Raw genomic sequence first — 17,627 nt, 5'->3', positions numbered from 1 at the left:
GCATGGCAACCTTCCTGCATCGCCTCGGGCTGGGCTCGTTCCGGCACCGATGGGCGGTCACCATCGTCTGGCTGCTGGTCTTCGTCGGCACCGGGGTCGGCGCGGTCACGCTCTCCGGCACCATGGCCACGTCGTTCAGCATCCCCGGCCAGGAGTCGACCACCGCGCTGGACCTGATCGACGAGCGGTTCGGCGGTGGCTCCGGCGGCACCGCGCAGGTCGTGGTCGCGGCACCGGACGGCGCGAAGGTCAGCGACCCGGCCGTCGCCGCGGAGATCACCGCGTACGTGCAGAAGCTCGCCGCGCTCCCCGGCGTGGAGAGCGCGAGCAACCCGCTCGACCCGCAGCGGCCCACGGTCGCGCCGGACCAGAGCGCGGCGTACAGCACGGTCACCTACGGCACTCCCGCGCCGGAGATCACCGTGGAGCAGCGGGAGGCGCTGCTGGACGCGGTCGCCGAGGCGCGTGACGGCGGGCTGAACACCGAGGTCAGCGGCGAGGCCAGCATGGAGCCGGGCTCGGACATCGGCGGACCGGCCGAGGCGGTCGGCGTGGTCGTCGCGCTGATCGTGCTGGCCATCACCTACGGCTCGCTGGTCGCGGCCGGGATGAACCTGCTCACCGCGATCGTCGGCGTCGGCATCGGCGCGCTCGGCATCACCACGCTCAGCGGCTTCGTCGATCTCCAGTCGACCACGCCGATCCTCGCGATCATGCTCGGCCTCGCGGTCGGCATCGACTACACGCTGTTCATCGTCACCCGCTACCGGCACGAGCTGCTGCACGGCCGCGACCCCGAGAACGCGACCGCGATGGCGGTCGGCACCGCCGGCTCCGCGGTGGTCACGGCCGGCATCACGGTCGTCATCGCGCTCGCCGGTCTCGCGGTCGCGGGCATCCCGTTCCTGACCGAGATGGGCATCGCGGCCGCCGCCACCATCGTGGTCGCGGTGCTGATCGCGATCACGCTGGTCCCCGCTGTCCTCGGCTTCATGGGCCGCCGCGCGTTGCCCCGCAGGCTGCGCGCGGCCGGTGCGGTCGACCCGGAGGAGCAGGGGCGCCCGTTCTACCGCGCCTGGGCGAACACGGTCACCCGCTTCCGCACGCTGAGCCTGCTCGCCGCCGTGATCGTGCTCGGCGTCGTCTCCATCCCGTTCTTCTCCATGCAGACCACGCTGATCCAGCCCGCGCAGGCCGGCAGCACGCAGGAGCGGGCCCAGGCGATCATCGCGGAGCGGTTCGGCCCGGGCTTCTCCGGCCCGCTGGTGGTGCTGGTCGACGGCGCGAACGCGACCGCCCGCGCCACCGCGATCGCGACGTCGTTCCAGGCGCTCGACGGCGTCGAGTTCGCGTCGCTCAGCCGGGCCCGGCCCGACGACACGGCCGCGATGGTCGCCGTCATCGCGTCGTCCGCGCCGGACAGTCAGGAGACGAAGGACCTGGTCCACGCGCTGCGTTCCACGGTCGACGACGCCGGGGACGACGAGATCTACGTGACCGGCCAGACCGCGATCAGCGTGGACGTGGCGGAGAAGCTCGACCAGGCGCTGCCGCGGTATCTGATCCTGGTCGTCGGCCTCGCGCTGGTCCTGCTGATCCTGGTGTTCCGCTCGCTGCTGGTGCCGGTGACCGGCGTGCTCGGCTTCCTGCTCACGATCGGATCCGCGCTCGGCGCCACCACCGCGGTCTTCCAGTGGGGCTGGCTCAACGCGCTGGTCAACACGGAGACCGAGGCGCCGCTGCTCAGCCTCGCCCCGATCATCGTGATCGGCATCCTGTTCGGCCTGGCCATGGACTACCAGGTCTTCCTGGTCTCCCGCATGCACGAGGCGCACGCGCACGGCGCGTCACCGCGCGACGCCGTGGTCACCGGCTTCAAGCAGGCCGCGCCGGTCGTCATCGCGGCCGCGACCATCATGTTCGCGGTCTTCGCCGGCTTCGTCCCGGAGGGCAACGACACGATCAAGCCGATCGCGTTCGCGCTGGCCGTCGGCATCCTGTTCGACGCGATCATCGTCCGCATGATCGCGGTCCCGGCCGCGCTCAGCCTGATGGGCCGCGCCGCCTGGTGGCTGCCGTCCTGGCTGAGCTGGCTGCCGACGCTCGACGTCGAGGGCGCGGCGCTGGAGCGCACGGTCCCGCCGGCCACGGTCAGCGAGATGCCGGAGACGGCTCCGGTCCCGTCGTCGCAGGATTCCACGCACCGCTGACACCTTCGGTGCGGTCATGAAGAGCAGGATCTTGAAGTTCAAGATCCTGCTCTTCCCGCTTCCGGCGTGGTGACGTTCCGAGTGCTCCCGCGGGCACCGGTCCAATGCCACGTAGCCCATTTTGATCATGGTCTTTGGCCTGCGTGTTCGCACACCACGTGCCCGCCTTCGACTGTCCGCCGCGGGATGCTGCGGAAAGGATTTCCGCAGGGCGGCGCGCTGCTGCCGGGCCAGCCTCGGGTCAAACTCGACTTAGGCTAAGTGGCATCGGGCGCCGGTCGGCCGCAGCGGCCTTCCCGCAAAGTCCGCCGCCACTCTCGCAAACCCCCACAACCCGGGGCTGCGCCCCGTCCACCGCGCACCCCGGGCGCCCCACGAGCCAGCCACCACGCAACCCGAACCCCCGCACCAGCCCGAGCGAGCCGCCGGGCCCGAAGGTCCGCGCTGGTGACCACGCGACCCCGACCACCGCGCAAGCCCGGCACTCCACGAGCCGGCCACCGCGCGAGCCGGCCACCGCGCGAGACGGCCATCGCGCGAGACGGCCATCGCGCGAGCCGGCCATCGCGCGAGACGGCCATCGCGCGAGCCGGGCGCTGCGCGAGCCGGCGACCGCGCAAGCTGGGCGCTGCGCGAGCCGGCGACCGCGCAAGCTGGGCGCTGCGCGAGCCGGCGACCGCGCAAGCTGGGCGCTGCGCGAGCCGGCGACCGCGCAAGCTGGGCGCTGCGCGAGCCGGCGACCGCGCAAGCTGGGCGCTGCGCGAGCCGGCGACCGCGCAAGCTGGGCGCTGCGCGAGCCGGCGACCGCGCAAGCTGGGCGCTGCGCGAGCCGGCCACCGCGCAAGCTGGGCGCTGCGCGAGCCGGCCACCGCGCAAGCTGGGCGCTGCGCGAGCCGGGCGCTGCGCGAGCCGGGCGCTGCGCGAGCCGGGCGCTGCGCGAGCCGGGCGCTGCGCGAGCCGGGCGCTGCGCGCCCGAAATGTCGCCATATTTTGTCGTGCCCGCGTGACAGATCTCGGTGGACGGGCTCCCCACCAGCCCTGAGTGATCAATCAGTGGAGCAAAAGATAGGTCAACTAGCGAAGTTGACCTATCTTTTGCTCCACTGATTGATCACTCAGGCGCCGGTATCGACCCCGCTGAGCCGCGACGTGAGTGATGAGCATGCCGGTCGTTTATGCGGAGTTTTCGAGCGCGAGGATGCCTACCGGTTCTACCGGGGAGCGTGCCGGGTCCGGTTTGGGCCTGCGGGCTCTGGTGGGAGCGTTGGCCGGGCCGGGCCGGGCCGGGCGGGCGGGGCTGGGCTGGGCGGGCTGGGCGGGCTGGGCTGGGCGGGCTGGGCTGGGCGGGGCTCGGGTGGTGAGTGGGCGGGGACCTGCAGGGAGGCTGCCTGCGGCCGACCGGTGCCCAATGCCACTTAGCCTAAGTTGATCATGGTCGTTGACCTGCGCGTTCGTACACCATGTGCCCGCCTTCGACTGTCCACCGCGGGATGCTGCGGAAAGGATTTCCGCAGGGCGGCGCGCTGCTGCCGGGCCAGCCTCGGGTCAAGATCAAAATAGGCTGGGTGGCATTGGGCACCGGTCGTCGCTGGCGATCCTCCCTGCAAGCGCCGCCGCTGGTCGCCGAAAACCTCCGCGGGCACCGGTCGTCGCTGGCGCTTCCATCCGCAGGTGCCGCCGTTGGTCACTGAAACCATCGCATGCGGTACTGATCGTTACCCGGTCGTGTCCGCCGGTCGGGCGTAGGTGCTCGTCACGCAGGGCAATCCGGTCCCTTGACGTTGATCTTCGAGGGGGAGGCACCATGACCGCGACCGTCGAGAACGTACCGGCACTCGGTGATGATCTGGAGCAGCGGCGCGTGAAGATACGCCGGCAGCAGCTGCTGATGGCGACGGAGCAGTGGGCGCCGGGCTACCGGGAGGTGGCCGGCGGCTGGCAGAAGTACGTCTGCGAGATCACCAGCGCGACCGACGAGGAGCGGGCCTGGCTGGAGGCGCACGTCGCGGCGCACGGGCTGCCGGACGTGATGCGCAGCGCGGAGGAGTGGTTCGAGCTGCGCCGCGCGCAGGGCGGTCAGGCGAACGCGGCCGCGACCGCGGCGTTCCTGGCCGGCGACTTCGACCGGGCACGGGACATGATCGACGTGGCTCGCGCGTACGGCGCGGTGCTGGAGACCGAGTGGCTGCGACTGCACGAGTTCGTCTCCGCCCGCGCGGCCGCCGCGGCCTGAGGTAACACTCAGCGAGTTCACAGCGAGTACGGCGGGTGACCGGCCGCGCATACGGGCACTTCAGGGCATGGATGCGCGAGTGATGGTGTTCGCAGCGGTGCCGATCCTGACCGTGACGATCGAGGAGCGGGCGAACCGGCCGGAGCTGCATGTGCACGCGGGCGGCCAGGGAGTCTGGATGTCACGGATGGTGGCGTCGCTCGGCGTACCCGTGACGCTGTGTGTGTCCCTGGGCGGTGAGACCGGCGAGGTCCTGCTCGGGCGGCTCGGCGGCGAGAACATCGACATCCGCTCCGTGAAACGGGATTCGGGCAACGGGTGGTACGTGCACGACCGCCGCAGCGGTGAGCGCGACGAGATCGCCGAGGACGGTGGCGACCCGCTCACCCGCCACGACATGGACGAGCTCTACGGGCTGGCGCTGGCCGAGGGCCTGAGGTCGCCGGTCGCGGTGCTCAGCGGCTCGGCCGCGCCCGGCGTGGTCGACCCGGACATCTACCGGCGACTCGCTGCGGACCTCGGCAACAACGGCGTCACCGTGGTCGTGGACCTGTCCGGCGACGACCTCACCGCGGTGCTCAGGGGCAAGCCGGCGTTCGTCAAGGTCAGCCACGAGGAGCTGATCAACGCGGGCCGCGCGTCCGGCGACGGCGAGGACGCGCTGATCGAGGCCGGCCGCGGCGTGCTCGGCGAGGGCGCCGGCGCCGTGCTGATCAGCCGCCCGGACGCGCCGAGTCTCGCGCTCTTCGACGGTCGCGTGGTCACGGTCGAGCCGCCCGCGCTCGAGGTCGCCGACCACCGCGGCGCCGGCGACTCGATGACCGCCGGCATCGCCTCCGTGCTGGCCCGCGGCGGCGCGGTCGAGGAAGCGCTGCGCACCGGCGCCGCGGCCGGCGCGCTCAACGTCACCCGGCACGGTCTCGGCACCGGCGACGCCGAGGCGATCGCCGAGCTGATCGGCCGGGTTCGGGTGGAAGAACGCTGATCAGGCCCGGTGCGTACGCCCGGATTGTTAGCGTGGGGCCATGCTGCCTGTGACCGAGAGCACGCTGGTCGTGCGCACGGACTTCACCGACTCGGACGCGTGGACGCGGGTGTGCCGGGCGGTCGCCGAACCACCCGGCGGCGACCTGGTCCGCGCCGCGTTCACGTTCGTGGACGACTTCGCGTTCTCCGGCCTGAGCCCGAGCCGCGCGCTGGAGCGGGTGCCGCACGGTCCGTCGCACCCGATGGTCGCGCTCGCCGACAGCCTCACCATGACGTCGCCCGGGCTGCCGCTGCTGGTGGTGGACCTGATCGACGACCCGGGCGGCACGTTCCGGTCGGCACCGGAGGTCCTCTGGCACGTCGCGAACAACCTGTTCGTCGCGCCCGGCTTCTTCCACGACTACGTGCGCAGCGTCGACCCGGACGGCGTCTACCGCTGCGGCGGCCGCGAGGGCCAGATCAAGGTCCTCTCCGCGATCGCGTCGCTCCGCGGCCTCCCCTTCGACGCCGACGACTACGACTTCTCACCCGTCACCTCCCCGGCCTCGCGGCCTCGGCACCGCTGACGGCGGGAGTACGCCCGGGCCGGCCACGCCGGAGGCTTCTAGGGTCGCCGCAGGCGTCGGATCTGTGTGCGGAGCACGGGGATCGCGCCGGTGGCCAGGAGCGCCCAGGCGACCAGCAGCGGCTGGAAGAGCAGGCGGACGCCGCGGGCGAGGTCGGAATCGAGGCCGAAGGCGTCGCGGTGCTCGGTGAACTGGGCGACGTTGCCCGGGAAGACCGCCACGAAGAACGCGGCGACGACCGCACCGGCCAGGCCGCGCGCTGGCTGCCGCCAGACGAGCAACAGCGCCAGGCCCAGCACGACCTCGACGACGCCGGACGCGACCACCACGAAGTCGGTGTCCAGTGGGACCCAGGTGGGGACCTGGGCGTGGAACTCCTCGCGCAGGACCGTGAGATGGCCGGTGCCGGCGCCGAGCAGGGCCAGTCCGAGCAGCGCCTGCGCCGCGATTCCGAGCACGATCCGCTCCCGTGGTCCGCCGCCGGATCGATCCGGACGGCAGCACGATCCTAGCCAGAGGGCGGCGGTCAGCGGATCCGCTCGTGGGCGCTGTCACGCGCCGCGTGCAGCTCGGCGTCGGTCCAGGTCGGCGGCGTCTCCATGGTCCACACCAGATCCGCGCGCTGCACGGAGACCAGGACCCCCGCGGACGGCTCGCCGAACCGGCTCATGACGTAGGGGTACCCGGTGGTGTTGTGCGAGAACTCCCTGCTGTTCGCGCCGCATGAGACGGCCAGCGTGCGCACGTCCCGGAGGTTGCGGGCGGCCTCGTCCGCCGACGAGAACCGCATCACGGCCTGGAACACCAGCACCCCGCCGTCCGCCGAGTGGACGCGGAAGTCCCGCTCGGTCACGGCCTCCAGCGACGGATAGTCGTCCGGGTCGAAGAACCGGCACGGCCGCGCCCACAGCCACGTGACGGCCGGGCTGATGCCGGACGCGGGCGCCAGCCCGTGGCCCAGCTCGGCCGCGCTCAGGAACATGCCGCCATGGATCGACTGCGCGCCGATGACCAGGAACAGCGGTGCCTGCGGCCGAACCAGCTGCACACCGGCGACGGCCAGCAGCAGCACCAGCGCGGCGGTCAGCGCCTGCCGCCGGCCGCGGCGCACGCCACGACGGCGGACCTCCGCGGCCCCCGCGAACGGCCGAGGCGGCGCCGTACCGCGCAGCGTCCCGATGGATTCACGAAGCGGATCGGACACGGTTCGCCTCCTCAGGGTCGTCGGCGAGGTGCCGGGCGAGTTTCGCGCGGGCCCGGTGCAGCCGGGCCTTGACCGTCCCCTCGGGCACGCCGAGTTCCCGCGCGACCTCCGCGATGGTCAGATCGGCCAGGTAGTGCAGCGCGATCGTCACCCGCTGCGATGCCGGGAGCGCGGCCAGCGCGGCGGCGATCGCCACGCTGTCCGGGCTCGGCTCCGGCACCGATGGGGCCACGCCGACCTGCCGGTACGCGCGGACCGCGGCCTGCGCGCGCCGCCAGCGGCTGAACACCAGGCGCCGGGCCACGGTACGCACCCACGCCTCCGGGTTCGCGTACCCGCCGACCCTGGACCACCGCTGCCAGGCGCGCGCGTACGCCTCATGGGTGACGTCCTGTGCCTCGGCCGGGTTCCCGGTCATCGCGTAGACACAGCCGAACGTGCGTTGCCGCGTCCCGCGATAGAACGCGTCGAACGACTCCTCATCGGCCATCCGAGCCCCTCCCTCAGCAACTACCACGCCGCCGGGGCCCGTCCGGTTGCATCCTCCCCGCGGGAGGATGCATTCAGCTCAGGGCCGCACGCCAGGAGGCGACCAGGGACGGGTCGACCGGGAGGTCCCAGCGGCCGTCGGGGCGGACCGCGCCGCCGGTGTGGAAGGCGGTGACGCCGGCTGCGCGCAGTGGGGCCAGGTGTGGCTGGCGGAGGCCGCCGCCGGCCAGCACCGGGACGCCGGCGGCGGCCTCGGCGGCGAGGACGGGGAGGCCGCCGGTGACGCCGGAGGGGCAGCCGGCGGTCAGGACGCAGTCGAGGCCGGGCAGGTCGCGCAGCGAGTCCCAGGCCGCGGTGCGGTCGGCCGCGTGGTCGATCGCGCGGTGGAACGTCCAGGGTGCGCCGTCCAGCACGTCGAGCAGATCGCACACGGCCGGCAGGTCGACGTCGCCGGTCGGGGAGAGGAAGCCGAGCACGAACTCGGTTGCGCCCGCGCCGCGGACCGCCTTCGCGGCGCCGCGTAGCGCGGTCAGGTCGCCGGGGGTGAAGCCGTCGCGGTCGCGGAGCATCACCCGGACCGGGATGTCGACGGCCGCGCGGACCGCCTCCACTGTGGCCGGGTCGGGCGTCAGGCCGGACGAGTCCATGTCGCTGACCAGCTCGATCCGGTCGGCGCCGCCCTCGGCGGCGCGGCGGGCGTCGGCGGGGCCGAGCGCGATGACTTCCAGGAGCGGGCGCGACATAGGCGGCATGGTCCCATATGCGCTGCATGTTCCCCGGCGACCCGCCGCTGTGATCTCGCGTACGTCGATGGCCGCGGTCCTATCCTGACCAACCATGACGGACATCGAGGGTACGGTCGCGCCCGGCTACGAGCGGGTGATGGACGCGTTCGCGGCGAACCTGGGACGGGAGACCGGCGCGGCGGTCTCGGTCTACCGGCACGGCGAGCCGGTCGTGGACCCGGCGGCCGGCATCGCGTTCGGCTACGTGATGGACCGCCTGCATGCCGACTATGCACAACCGGACACGCGCGCGGCGAACCTGATTTGCGCGGTCGCGGCGTCGATCAGGTAAATACCTCGCGAAACCGGCATAGTCCCGCGGCGGTCCGGGAACACGGTGGGCCGGGAACGACCGGAGGAGTCGACGAGAGGGGACCTGACATGAGGCGTCCGTTCCGGGTCATCGCCGCGGCCGCGCTGCTGTGCACGGTCACGGCCTGCGGCAGCACGGACGAGACCGGGAGCGAGACCGCACCCGGTGCCGCGACGCGGAGCGAGGCGCCCGCGCCGGTGGACTCCGGGGCCGGCGCGAGCGGCGTCGACGCCTGCACCGGCGAGGACATCAAGGCCGAGGCGACCGTGCAGGAGGCCGGGGTGGCGCTGCTCGCGATCACGAACGCGTCCGACGCCGCGTGCGCGCTCGACGGCTGGCCCACGCTCGGCCTGCTCGCGGCGGACGACAGCGCGATCAAGGTGCCGGTGGAGGAGGTCGCGCAGCCCGGCCCGGCCACGGCGACGGCGCTGGACCCGGGCGAGACCGCGTTCGCCGGATTCAAGTGGACCGCCTGCGACCTGGGCGCGGCCGACTGCAAGGTCGCGACCACGCTCACGGTCATGCCGCCGGGCGGCGGCACGCCGGTCAACGCCACGATCACCGGAGTCGAGGGCGGCGATCAGGCCGTCGAGGAACTGCCGGTCAGCGGCCTCCGAGTCGGCACGATCCAGCCGTCCACCCAGGGCGTCGTCGCCTGGTGACGGAGGTCAGCCGAGCCGGGCGGTGAGCACGACCGGGCCGTCCGGCGTCGGCTGATCGTTCTCGGACTGCAGCGTCACCACGAACTCCGGGTAGTCGGACGGCTCGACCGCGCTCCACAGGAAGATCGGGATCCCGGTCCGCCGCTCGTGGAACGAGCCCAGCGGCACGACCGCGCCGTCCGGGCCGCGCAGCCACGCCACGTAGTAGCTGCCCGCGGCGGCGGCCGGCAGGTTCTCCGGCTCCAGCACCACGCCGGTGCCGGTCCCGGTCGGCACCAGCCGCACCGTGCCGGTCGCGCCGTTCGCCCCGGTCGCCGCGAACTCCGTGCCGCCCTCCAGGAACGGGTTCGGCGGCGTCAGCACCCGGTCCACCACCAGCACGCCGGCGGTCAGGGCCGCTGCCGCCGCGAGTGCCGCCAGCGGCAGCGCCCACGGGCGCCTCAACCCCTTAGGGCGATCAGAGGGTACGGCGAGCGGGCGGGCGGACCCGGCGGAGGCGATCGGCACGTCGGGTCCCGGTCCGGCCGGCCCGGGCGGCACGGCACGCCGCTTCCGCCCCCGCGCACGCTCCGGCACCGCCTCCACCGGCTCCCGCGGCGGCACCGGCCAGTAGTCCGCACCGCCCGTGAACTGCGGGTCCGGTGCCGCCCCGGCCCGGTGGGGCCAGGGTTCGCCCGGCACCGGGTAAGGAGGGGCGGGCACTGTGTAGGGCGCGTCGGGCACTGTGTCGGGCGCGTCGGGCACTGTGTAGGGCGCGTCGGGCACCGCGTAGAGCGCTGTGTCGGGCGCGTCGGGCGCGATGCCACCGGGGTGACCGCCGCCGGCCTCCGGCGCCTCGTCCGGATAGCGGCCGAACGTGTCCGGATAGTGTCCGGACATGTCCGGCGAGCCGCTGGGCAAGCGTCCGGACGTGTCCGGCGAGCCGTCCGGGAAACGTCCGGACGTGTCTGGCATGCCTGGTGCGCCGTCCGGGAAACGTCCGGACGTGTCCGGCATGCCTGGTGCGCCGTCCGGGAAACGTCCGGACATGCCCGGCACATCCGATGGGTCACCCGGGTCCCGGCCGGACGTGCCCGGATATCCGCCGGACGATTCAGGCGGGCTTTCCGCAGGTCGTGGCGTCCAGCCCGGATAGGGTGGCGGGGCCTCCGGGAAGTCCTCGATCGGCTCGTCGTCCGGCGCGCCGAACCACTGTCCGGGCTGGCCACGGCCCGCACCCGCGCCGGGCGCGCCGTTCCGTGGGGGCTCCGCGTCGGTCACATCGGCAACCATACGGCCCGGTGTCGGCCGCGGGCATGCGCGCACGTCCATCGACTGGTTGACGTCGCGCCTGGTCGGTGGGCCTTTACCCGTACCCCAGAATGGGTGAGAACCGGTTCTTGATTTTCACCGTATTGGGTGTGGCGGTGAGGAGTCCCGGGCCGCACGGGGGGTCCGGGGCGTGAAGGCGATGCGGAGGCGTGCCGAATGGCGGGGTGGAGCAGGGGACGGCCGGGTGTCGTCTTCCGGATCGTGACCGTGGCGGTGGCGGTGCTGGCCGGTGCCGCGATGGCGCTGGCCGGCACCCGCCTGCTGTTCGCGGACGAACGCGCGCCCTCGGCGAACTCCGTGGACGTCCCGGAGATCGTGCTGACCAACGCGGCCGCCGCGATCGCCTCGAACCGTCTCGTACCGGCCGGGCCGCAGTCGCTCTTCGACAATCGCTCGGGCGAGCCGCTCGCGCCCGGCGACGAGGTCAACGTGTCGCTGCTGGACGTGGCCGAGGCGAGCACGGCCGTGGTGCTCGCGGTGTCCGCACTGGACGCGCGGCAGGCCGGCGCGGTCACGGTCACCTCGTCCGAGGGCACGATCCCGGCGCTGCGCCTGGCCGGCAAGGGCGGCCAGACCAGCACCACGCTGATCGTCCCGGTGGCCGGCGACGGCGCGCTGCGGGTCCGCGACGAGGCCGGTGGCCGGCTGGTGGTCCAGCTGGTCGGCACGCTGGCGCCGTCGGCGTCCTCGGCCGCGGGCCGGGTCGTGCCGGTCCCGTCGCGCGAGGTGTTCCGCCTGGTCAAGGAGCCGGAGGGGGACGAGAAGGAGCTCGACCTGGACAGCGTGCCGGAGCTGGCCGACAGGTCGATCTCGGCCGTGATGCTGCAGGTCGCGGCGGACGTCGGCACGGACGGCGGCTTCGTCCACGCGGGCGACTCCGACCGGCAGGAGCTGTTCTGGTCCGCGACCAAGGGCGCGGACCGTACCCGCGGCGGCCTGATGCTCGTCCCGGTCGACGGCGACAAGATCACGATCCATTACGAGGCGGGTACGGAGCTGCGCGCCGACCTGGTCGGCTACGTGACCGGCGAGGAGGCGCCCGAGTCCGCGGAGGGCCTGCTGGTGATGGTCCCGCTGCCGCCGAACCCGTCCCCGGCGCCGAGCCTGCCGCCGTCCGCGCTGGTGCCGTCGCCGCCGGGTGCTTCGGATCCGTCGGGTGCTTCGGATCGTTCGGGTGCTTCGGCGTCGCCGAGTGCTTCGGGCGCGTCGGGTGGCTCGGGTGCTGAGGTCGTGCCGACGCCGGTCGCGGGTGCGCCGTCGACGCCGCCCGGGAAGGCCGACGTCGACGCGGGCCGCTCGGCGACCGTGACCGTGGTGCCGGACACCGGGCTGGCCGGCGTGCCGCTGGACCGGATCGGCGGCGCGTTCCTGCGGGTCACCGCGAAGGGTGACGGCACCGGCGACGTGGCGGTCCGCGGTGCCGGCGCCGACACCGGCAACCCCACCATGCTCGCCGCCCAGGGCGTCTCCCGCAGCATCCTGACCCTGGTCGCGGTCTCCGACGGCACCGTCACCGCCCGCACCGAGGCCGGCGCCGAACTCACGCTGACGCCGGAGGTCCTGCTCCTCACCGCGGACTGACGCCCCTTCGTTCGTGGTCGAGGCGTCCCTGGTGTCGCTCTGACGACGTGCGGGACGCCTCGATCACCGGCGCGGCGGCCTGGCCGGGCGGGACCTTCGGGGCATGGCCTATGTTGCTGGTACCGCCGCCGGTGGGGTGGGGGCTGCGACGCTGGGGAGAGACGTGGAGCTGCGGGAGCTGGCCGGACGCCGGGTGGCGGTCTGGGGTACGGGCCGTGAGGGCATCGCGGCGGTCGAGGCGATCGCGACGGCCGGGACGCAGCGGCTGATCACCGTGCAGGACTCCGCGAACTTCCTCGCCACCACCTGGACCGGGCACCTCGCGGAGGTGGCGCCGCTCTTCGCCGGCGAGGACGCGCACCGCGAGCTGGCCGACATCGACGTGATCGTGCGCTCGCCGGGCATCCCGGACGTGCACCCGTGGATCGCCGCGCACCGGGCCCGCGGCGGCGTGGTGACCAGCGGGACCGCGCTGTGGATGGCCGCCAACCGGCGGCGGACCGTCGGCGTGACCGGCAGCAAGGGTAAGTCGACCACGTCGAGCCTGGTCCACGCGCTGCTGGCCGGTGCGGGCCGGCCGAACGAGCTGGGCGGCAACATCGGCATCGCGGCGCTGGCCATGCCTCCGGCGGACCTGTATGTGATGGAGCTCAGCGCGTACCAGTGCGCGGATCTGGATGACTCTCCGCACGTCGCGGTGGTGACCTCGCTCTTCCCGGAGCACCTCGACTGGTTCGGCGGCGAGGAGGCGTACTTCCGGGGCAAGCTCAACATCGCGATGCACGGCGCGTCCGCGGTGGTCTACAACGGGCACGACGTGCGGCTGGCCGACGAGTTCGCGCGGCGTGCCGGGCTGCCACTGGTCGCGGCCGGGCTGCCGGACGGCTTCCACGTCGCGCCCGGCCCGGACGGTGACCGCTGGTTCTTCCGGGCGGGCGAGGCGCTGTTCCCGCGCGCGGATCTGAGCCTGCTCGGCCGGCACAACGAGGGCAACCTGTGCGTGGCGCTGGCCGCGATCGAGGCGATGGGCGTGGACTGCGTGGCGTCCCGGGAGTCGCTGGCGGCCGCGCTGCGCGGGTTCGCGGGGCTGGAGCACCGGTTGCAGCCGATCGCGGACCCGTCCGGGCTGACGTTCGTGGACGACTCGCTCTCCACCATCCCGCAGTCGACGATCCACGCGATCGAGAACTTCGCGGACCGGCCGCTGTCCGTGATCGTCGGCGGCGACGATCGGGGCGTCGACTACACGCCGCTGCGCGACTACCTGCGCGAGAACAAGATCAATGCGACGCTGATCGGCATTCCGGACAGCGGGCCGATGATCCTGTCGCTGGTCGCGGACCTGCCCGGGATCTCGGTCATCTCCGCCGGGGACATGCACGAGGCCGTGCGCCTCGGCCGGGAGCGGACCGGGGCCGGTGGCGTGGTGCTGATGTCCCCGGCCGCGGCCAGCTACGGGCGGTACGACAACTACGCGCACCGGTCCCGGGTGTTCCGCGAGGCGATCGAGGCGACGCGGCCGTAGTGCACACGTTCGTGTACGCGGGGTGAATGAGGGGTGGCTCACGATTCGATCGCGGCGGAACGGGCATTGATCTACGCAGAACACACGACTTCGACTTCGTGGAGGTAACTGCGATGACCGACAGCCTTGTCCACGACACTCCCGCCTCGATGGACGGGAAGGCCGGCACGAGCCGCGTCAGTCAGGCGGTCGCCGCCACGCCCGAGGCGGCCCGCAAGACCGGCGCCGCGATCCGCCGCAACCCGACCCCGGTCGCGGCCGTCGTGATCGCGCTGGCCGGTGCGACCGCGGCCGTGATCCGCTTGCGCGCGATGCGCAAGCCGCAGACCCGCACCCAGCGCATGCGCGCGGCCGTGACCACGCTGCCGTCCCGCATGCGCCGCACTCCGTCGATGACCAGCCGGATGGCGGCCACGATGGGCCGCAGCAAGCCGTCGATGACCCAGCGTCTCGGCCTGCGCTAGCCGATCACGTCACGGCACCCGGTCTCGCGAGAGACCGGGTGCCGTCGTGTTTGCCGGGCACTTCGTCTCGCCCCTGCACCCGGTTCTTCACGACGCCGTGTGCCGTTGTTCTACCGGGGGGACTCCGTCCGATCCCGGCAGCCGGTCCCTCACGCCGCCGGTGTCCTTGCGCCGCCCGTGTCCTCACGGCGCCGGCTGCCGTGGCGCCGCCCGTGTCCTTGCGCCGCTGGTGTCCTCACGACGTGGGCTGCCGTGCCGCCGTCGGCGTTTCACGACGTGGGCTGCCGTGCCGCCGTCGGCGTTTCACGACGTGGGCTGCCGTGCCGCCGTCGGCGTTTCACGACGTGGGCTGCCGTGCCGCCGTCGGCGTCCTTGCGCCGTCGGCGTCCTTGCGACGCTGGGTGCCATGGCGCCGGCCGGGCACTCCGTGCCCGAAATCTCCTGATAAGGGAGGTCGCCCTCAGTCCGCGCTGATCGCGGCGAACAGGCGCTGCATGGAGAGGATCGCGGAGCGGGTCTCCTGCAGGTAGCGGTCGGGGGCGGTCGCGGTTTCCGGCTGCGGTGGCACGGCGTGCGCCGGGTCGAAGCCGACCGTGTCGATCGCACAGCCGTGCGGCAGCCCGAGCATGCGGATCGCGTCGCAGTGCTGGAACGGCACGTAGATCGGCGACGTGACCACCAGGATCCGGTCACCGGGCCGGGCGCCGAAGCGGCGGGCCCAGAATTCATAGGTGTCCGGCGTGCGCGCCCGCCGCTTCTCCGGCTCACTCGACGGGGCCGCGAGGACGTGCACGGCCGGCCGCGCCGGCGGTTCGCCGGCGGCGGTTGCGTCAGCGCCTGTGGCGCCCGCATTGGCCGCGGCGTTCGCGCCGGTTGCCTTCGTGGTGGCCGTGCCGATGGTGGCCGCGGCGTTCGCGCCGGCTCCGCCCGTGGTGGCCGCGCCGGTCGCCTTCGTAATGGCCGCGCCGATTGTGCCCGTGATGTCCACGCCGGTTGCTCTCGTGGTGGCCGCGCCGGTTGCGCCCGTGGTGGCGGTGGCCGTGGCGGACGTGCCGGTTGTGGGCGATGCCGGAAAGGTGCGGATCGCCCAGGAATCGTGGCCGATCGGGCCGTCCTCGCAGTCGATCACCGGGTCCGCCGTGAGGCCGAAGCTCGCCCGGACCGCGACCTCCATCGCGTCGACCTCGTGAATCGCGCCGGCCAGCCCCCGCTCCGCGCGCTCGGTCTCGGACAGCGGCCGGAAGCTGCCGAGCGCGGCCACCTCCGTCGTGCCGACGCCGGATCGCAGCAGCTCGGCCGCGTGCGCGACTCGTTGCAGGCAGGCGCGGCCCAACCCGCCGAGGACCAGCACGTGGTCGTAGCGCGCACGGCGAGGCCGGCGATGATCGGCGAGGCCGAGGGCGGCGGCTGCCTCCCGTACCGTGGCGGCGGTTTCGGGGTTGACGTGCGGCGACCGGACCTGGTCGCGCTCGACGCCGGCGGCCCGGCGGAAGTCCCAGTGCGCGGCGGAGAAGTCGTCGAGCCAGCCCAGCAGCTTCTCCGTCGCCCCGGACGGCAGCTCCCCGCCGGACGCGGCCACCAGCGCACGCATCGGCGCGGCCGTGACCCAGGCGCGCACCTGGCCCGCGATCAGCTCCGGCTCGCCGGACGGCAACGGCACGGGTGCGTAGCGGCCCACGCTTCTCCTTCGACGCACGACATCGGGACCGCCAGCTTACTGAGCGTCTCCTGCGAGGGGCCGGTCCAGCCGGTGCTCCCGGCCCCGGCGCCGACGGGACCACGGCCGGCGTGCGCGTCAGGAGCACGACGATCGTGCCGAACAGCACGCGGGTCCCGTCGCCGTGCCCGCGCGGCTGAGCGCTTGCCGGGTCGAGGGCAGACCTAAGCTGCGGGCGTGGAGGACGGCTGGTGGCGCGGGGTTCGGGATCGGGTGCTGCGGTTGGCGGGGATACCGGAGGCGGAGGGAGTGTTCGCGAGTTTCGCGCACCGGTTCGCCCTGGAACCGCAGTTGGCGGAGCGTGAGGTCGAGGAGGCGGAGGAGCTTTTCGGGGTTCGCCTGCCGGAGGACTACCGCGCTTTCCTGACGCGGGTCGGTGCGGGTGGCGCTGGTCCGGCCTACGGCGTCTTCGCTCTGCATCGGACGGTCGATGGTTGGGGGTGGGCGGCGGAGGACACGCACCGCACCGAGGTGCAGCGGCTCGGCGAGCCGTTCTCTCCGCAACACGTCGACGGGTCGGCCATCGATGTGCCCGGGCTGCGACGGCCGGCTCAGTACGATTTCGAGTACCTCGACGACTATCAGCTGGCGTACGACCGGTGGCAGGAAGTGCTGTGGCATCCCGATCGCACGGCCGGTGCGATCTGCCTGTCCGACGAGGGCTGCCTGTGCAGGGACTGGCTCGTGGTGACGGGGGACGAACGCGGCATGATCTGGCGCGACCACCGCATCGACGGCTTCGACCTGTCCCCGCTGTTCGACGCGAACGGCCGTCGCCTCACCTTCAGCCGGTGGTATCTCGCGTGGCTCGATGCGGCGGAGCATCAGGCGAAGCGCTGATCCGGTGCCGTGACGGGGCGGGAGCGCACCCGGCCGGCGATCGACTCCGGTGCGCCGGAGTCGATGATCTCGCGTTGCCAGTGGGAGCGCGGCTGGGTGTGCAGGTGCCAGTAGCGGTCGGCGATGTCGTCGGGGTCGAAGGGGGTGCCGGGTGCGACCGGGCCGGCCACGGTGACGGTCGCGATGTGTGCGCCGGCCGGACCGTACTGGCGGTCCAGCAGATCTACGAGGGCGCGCACGGCCGCCTTGCCGAGTGACAGGGACACGTATTCCGGTTTCGGCTCCGGCATGCCGCCGGTGACCACGAACGTGCCGTGGCCACGCCGGGCCATGCCGGGCAGCACGTGTGCGGCCGCGGTGATCGCGCCGCCCACGTTGACGGTCCAGGCGTGCCGGAGCGCGTTCCCGCCGAGTTCGCCGATCGTGTCCGGCCGGATCAGCGCGACGTTGTAGACCACCGCGTCCGGCGGGCCGAGCGCGTCCATGGCATGGTCCAGCGCGGTCCGCAGCGCGTCGTCGTCGGCGGCGTCCGCGAGGCAGGTGACGGTGCGCACGCCGAGCGCGGTCACCTCCGCCGAGATCCGGCCGGTGGTGCGTGAGATCAGTGCGACCGGCATGCCGGCCCGCGCGAAGCGCAGCGCGACCGATCGCCCGATTCCCGGTCCCGCCCCGATGATGATCGCGCCTGCCATGCGTACCCCTCGATGGTTGTGGTCGTCGACGGGCCGAATCTAAGCTGT

Annotated in this window: 17 protein-coding genes; 10 read left to right on the top strand and 7 right to left on the bottom strand. The window is 73.2% G+C overall.

Annotated features, from left to right (window positions below; genetic code table 11):
• Positions 1–2: 2 nt before the first annotated feature.
• The 4 genes from J2S43_RS18305 to J2S43_RS18290 all read left to right on the top strand — a co-directional run bounded on the left by J2S43_RS18305 (position 3) and on the right by J2S43_RS18290 (position 5,996).
• Positions 3–2,210 carry an MMPL family transporter gene (locus J2S43_RS18305; RefSeq protein WP_306830779.1) on the top strand — a complete coding sequence of 736 codons (2,208 nt, stop codon included), beginning with the start codon at positions 3–5 and terminating at the stop codon, positions 2,208–2,210.
• 1,804 nt (positions 2,211–4,014) lie between these two features.
• Positions 4,015–4,443 carry a hypothetical protein gene (locus tag J2S43_RS18300; protein WP_306830777.1) on the top strand — a complete coding sequence of 143 codons (429 nt, stop codon included), beginning with the start codon at positions 4,015–4,017 and terminating at the stop codon, positions 4,441–4,443.
• An 82-nt stretch (positions 4,444–4,525) separates the two neighbouring features.
• Positions 4,526–5,428 (top strand): 1-phosphofructokinase family hexose kinase, encoded by a 903-nt coding sequence (locus J2S43_RS18295; RefSeq protein ID WP_306830775.1) that lies wholly within the window; start codon positions 4,526–4,528, stop codon positions 5,426–5,428.
• A gap of 40 nt (positions 5,429–5,468) precedes the next feature.
• Positions 5,469–5,996 carry a DUF6924 domain-containing protein gene (locus tag J2S43_RS18290; protein ID WP_306830773.1) on the top strand — a complete coding sequence of 176 codons (528 nt, stop codon included), beginning with the start codon at positions 5,469–5,471 and terminating at the stop codon, positions 5,994–5,996.
• A 38-nt stretch (positions 5,997–6,034) separates the two neighbouring features.
• Here J2S43_RS18290 and J2S43_RS18285 read toward each other — a convergent pair whose 3' ends face one another.
• The 4 genes from J2S43_RS18285 to J2S43_RS18270 all read right to left on the bottom strand — a co-directional run bounded on the left by J2S43_RS18285 (position 6,035) and on the right by J2S43_RS18270 (position 8,432).
• On the bottom strand, positions 6,035–6,454 hold the full coding sequence (locus J2S43_RS18285) for a DoxX-related protein (RefSeq protein WP_306830771.1): 420 nt from the start codon (positions 6,452–6,454) through the stop codon (positions 6,035–6,037).
• 68 nt (positions 6,455–6,522) lie between these two features.
• Complete coding sequence (locus J2S43_RS18280) at positions 6,523–7,200, bottom strand: hypothetical protein (protein ID WP_306830770.1); 678 nt, start codon at positions 7,198–7,200, stop codon at positions 6,523–6,525.
• Positions 7,181–7,690: an RNA polymerase sigma factor gene (locus J2S43_RS18275; protein WP_306830768.1), complete on the bottom strand. Its 510-nt coding sequence runs from the start codon at positions 7,688–7,690 to the stop codon at positions 7,181–7,183. Before J2S43_RS18275 ends, J2S43_RS18280 begins: the two co-directional genes overlap by 20 nt.
• Before the next feature lie 73 nt (positions 7,691–7,763).
• Positions 7,764–8,432, bottom strand: a complete 669-nt coding sequence (locus J2S43_RS18270) for a copper homeostasis protein CutC (protein ID WP_306830766.1) — start codon at positions 8,430–8,432, stop codon at positions 7,764–7,766.
• A 94-nt stretch (positions 8,433–8,526) separates the two neighbouring features.
• Between J2S43_RS18270 and J2S43_RS42225 the strand changes: the two genes are divergently transcribed.
• Positions 8,527–8,766 carry a hypothetical protein gene (locus J2S43_RS42225; RefSeq protein ID WP_370881635.1) on the top strand — a complete coding sequence of 80 codons (240 nt, stop codon included), beginning with the start codon at positions 8,527–8,529 and terminating at the stop codon, positions 8,764–8,766.
• Positions 8,767–8,855: 89 nt separating this feature from the next.
• Positions 8,856–9,449 (top strand): DUF4232 domain-containing protein, encoded by a 594-nt coding sequence (locus tag J2S43_RS18260; RefSeq protein WP_306830764.1) that lies wholly within the window; start codon positions 8,856–8,858, stop codon positions 9,447–9,449.
• Between the two features lie 6 nt (positions 9,450–9,455).
• On the opposite strand, the gene J2S43_RS18255 is transcribed toward J2S43_RS18260, so the two are convergent.
• On the bottom strand, positions 9,456–10,709 hold the full coding sequence (locus J2S43_RS18255; RefSeq protein WP_306830762.1) for an anti-sigma factor domain-containing protein: 1,254 nt from the start codon (positions 10,707–10,709) through the stop codon (positions 9,456–9,458).
• Positions 10,710–10,916: 207 nt separating this feature from the next.
• Here J2S43_RS18255 and J2S43_RS18250 point away from each other — a divergent pair, with 207 nt between their 5' ends.
• The 3 genes from J2S43_RS18250 to J2S43_RS18240 all read left to right on the top strand — a co-directional run bounded on the left by J2S43_RS18250 (position 10,917) and on the right by J2S43_RS18240 (position 14,330).
• A complete protein-coding gene (locus J2S43_RS18250) occupies positions 10,917–12,341 on the top strand; it encodes a hypothetical protein (RefSeq protein WP_306830760.1) in 1,425 nt (474 codons plus the stop codon).
• A 163-nt stretch (positions 12,342–12,504) separates the two neighbouring features.
• Positions 12,505–13,866, top strand: coding sequence for a UDP-N-acetylmuramoyl-L-alanine--D-glutamate ligase (gene murD / locus J2S43_RS18245; RefSeq protein WP_306830758.1), 1,362 nt, complete (start codon positions 12,505–12,507; stop codon positions 13,864–13,866).
• Between the two features lie 113 nt (positions 13,867–13,979).
• On the top strand, positions 13,980–14,330 hold the full coding sequence (locus tag J2S43_RS18240) for a hypothetical protein (protein WP_306830755.1): 351 nt from the start codon (positions 13,980–13,982) through the stop codon (positions 14,328–14,330).
• A gap of 460 nt (positions 14,331–14,790) precedes the next feature.
• On the opposite strand, the gene J2S43_RS18235 is transcribed toward J2S43_RS18240, so the two are convergent.
• Positions 14,791–16,008, bottom strand: a complete 1,218-nt coding sequence (locus J2S43_RS18235; RefSeq protein WP_306830753.1) for a hypothetical protein — start codon at positions 16,006–16,008, stop codon at positions 14,791–14,793.
• 216 nt (positions 16,009–16,224) lie between these two features.
• Here J2S43_RS18235 and J2S43_RS18230 point away from each other — a divergent pair, with 216 nt between their 5' ends.
• The gene (locus J2S43_RS18230; RefSeq protein ID WP_306830752.1) at positions 16,225–16,887 is read left to right on the top strand and encodes an SMI1/KNR4 family protein; all 663 of its coding nucleotides are present in this window, start codon (positions 16,225–16,227) and stop codon (positions 16,885–16,887) included.
• Here J2S43_RS18230 and J2S43_RS18225 read toward each other — a convergent pair.
• Entirely contained in the window at positions 16,872–17,579 is a 708-nt protein-coding gene (locus tag J2S43_RS18225) for an SDR family NAD(P)-dependent oxidoreductase (protein WP_306830750.1), read from the bottom strand. The genes J2S43_RS18230 and J2S43_RS18225 overlap by 16 nt on opposite strands.
• Positions 17,580–17,627: the final 48 nt, after the last annotated feature.

This window comes from Catenuloplanes nepalensis (assembly GCF_030811575.1).
Taxonomy (GTDB): Bacteria; Actinomycetota; Actinomycetes; order Mycobacteriales; family Micromonosporaceae; genus Catenuloplanes; species Catenuloplanes nepalensis.
This window is presented reverse-complemented; position numbering and strand designations above follow the sequence as displayed.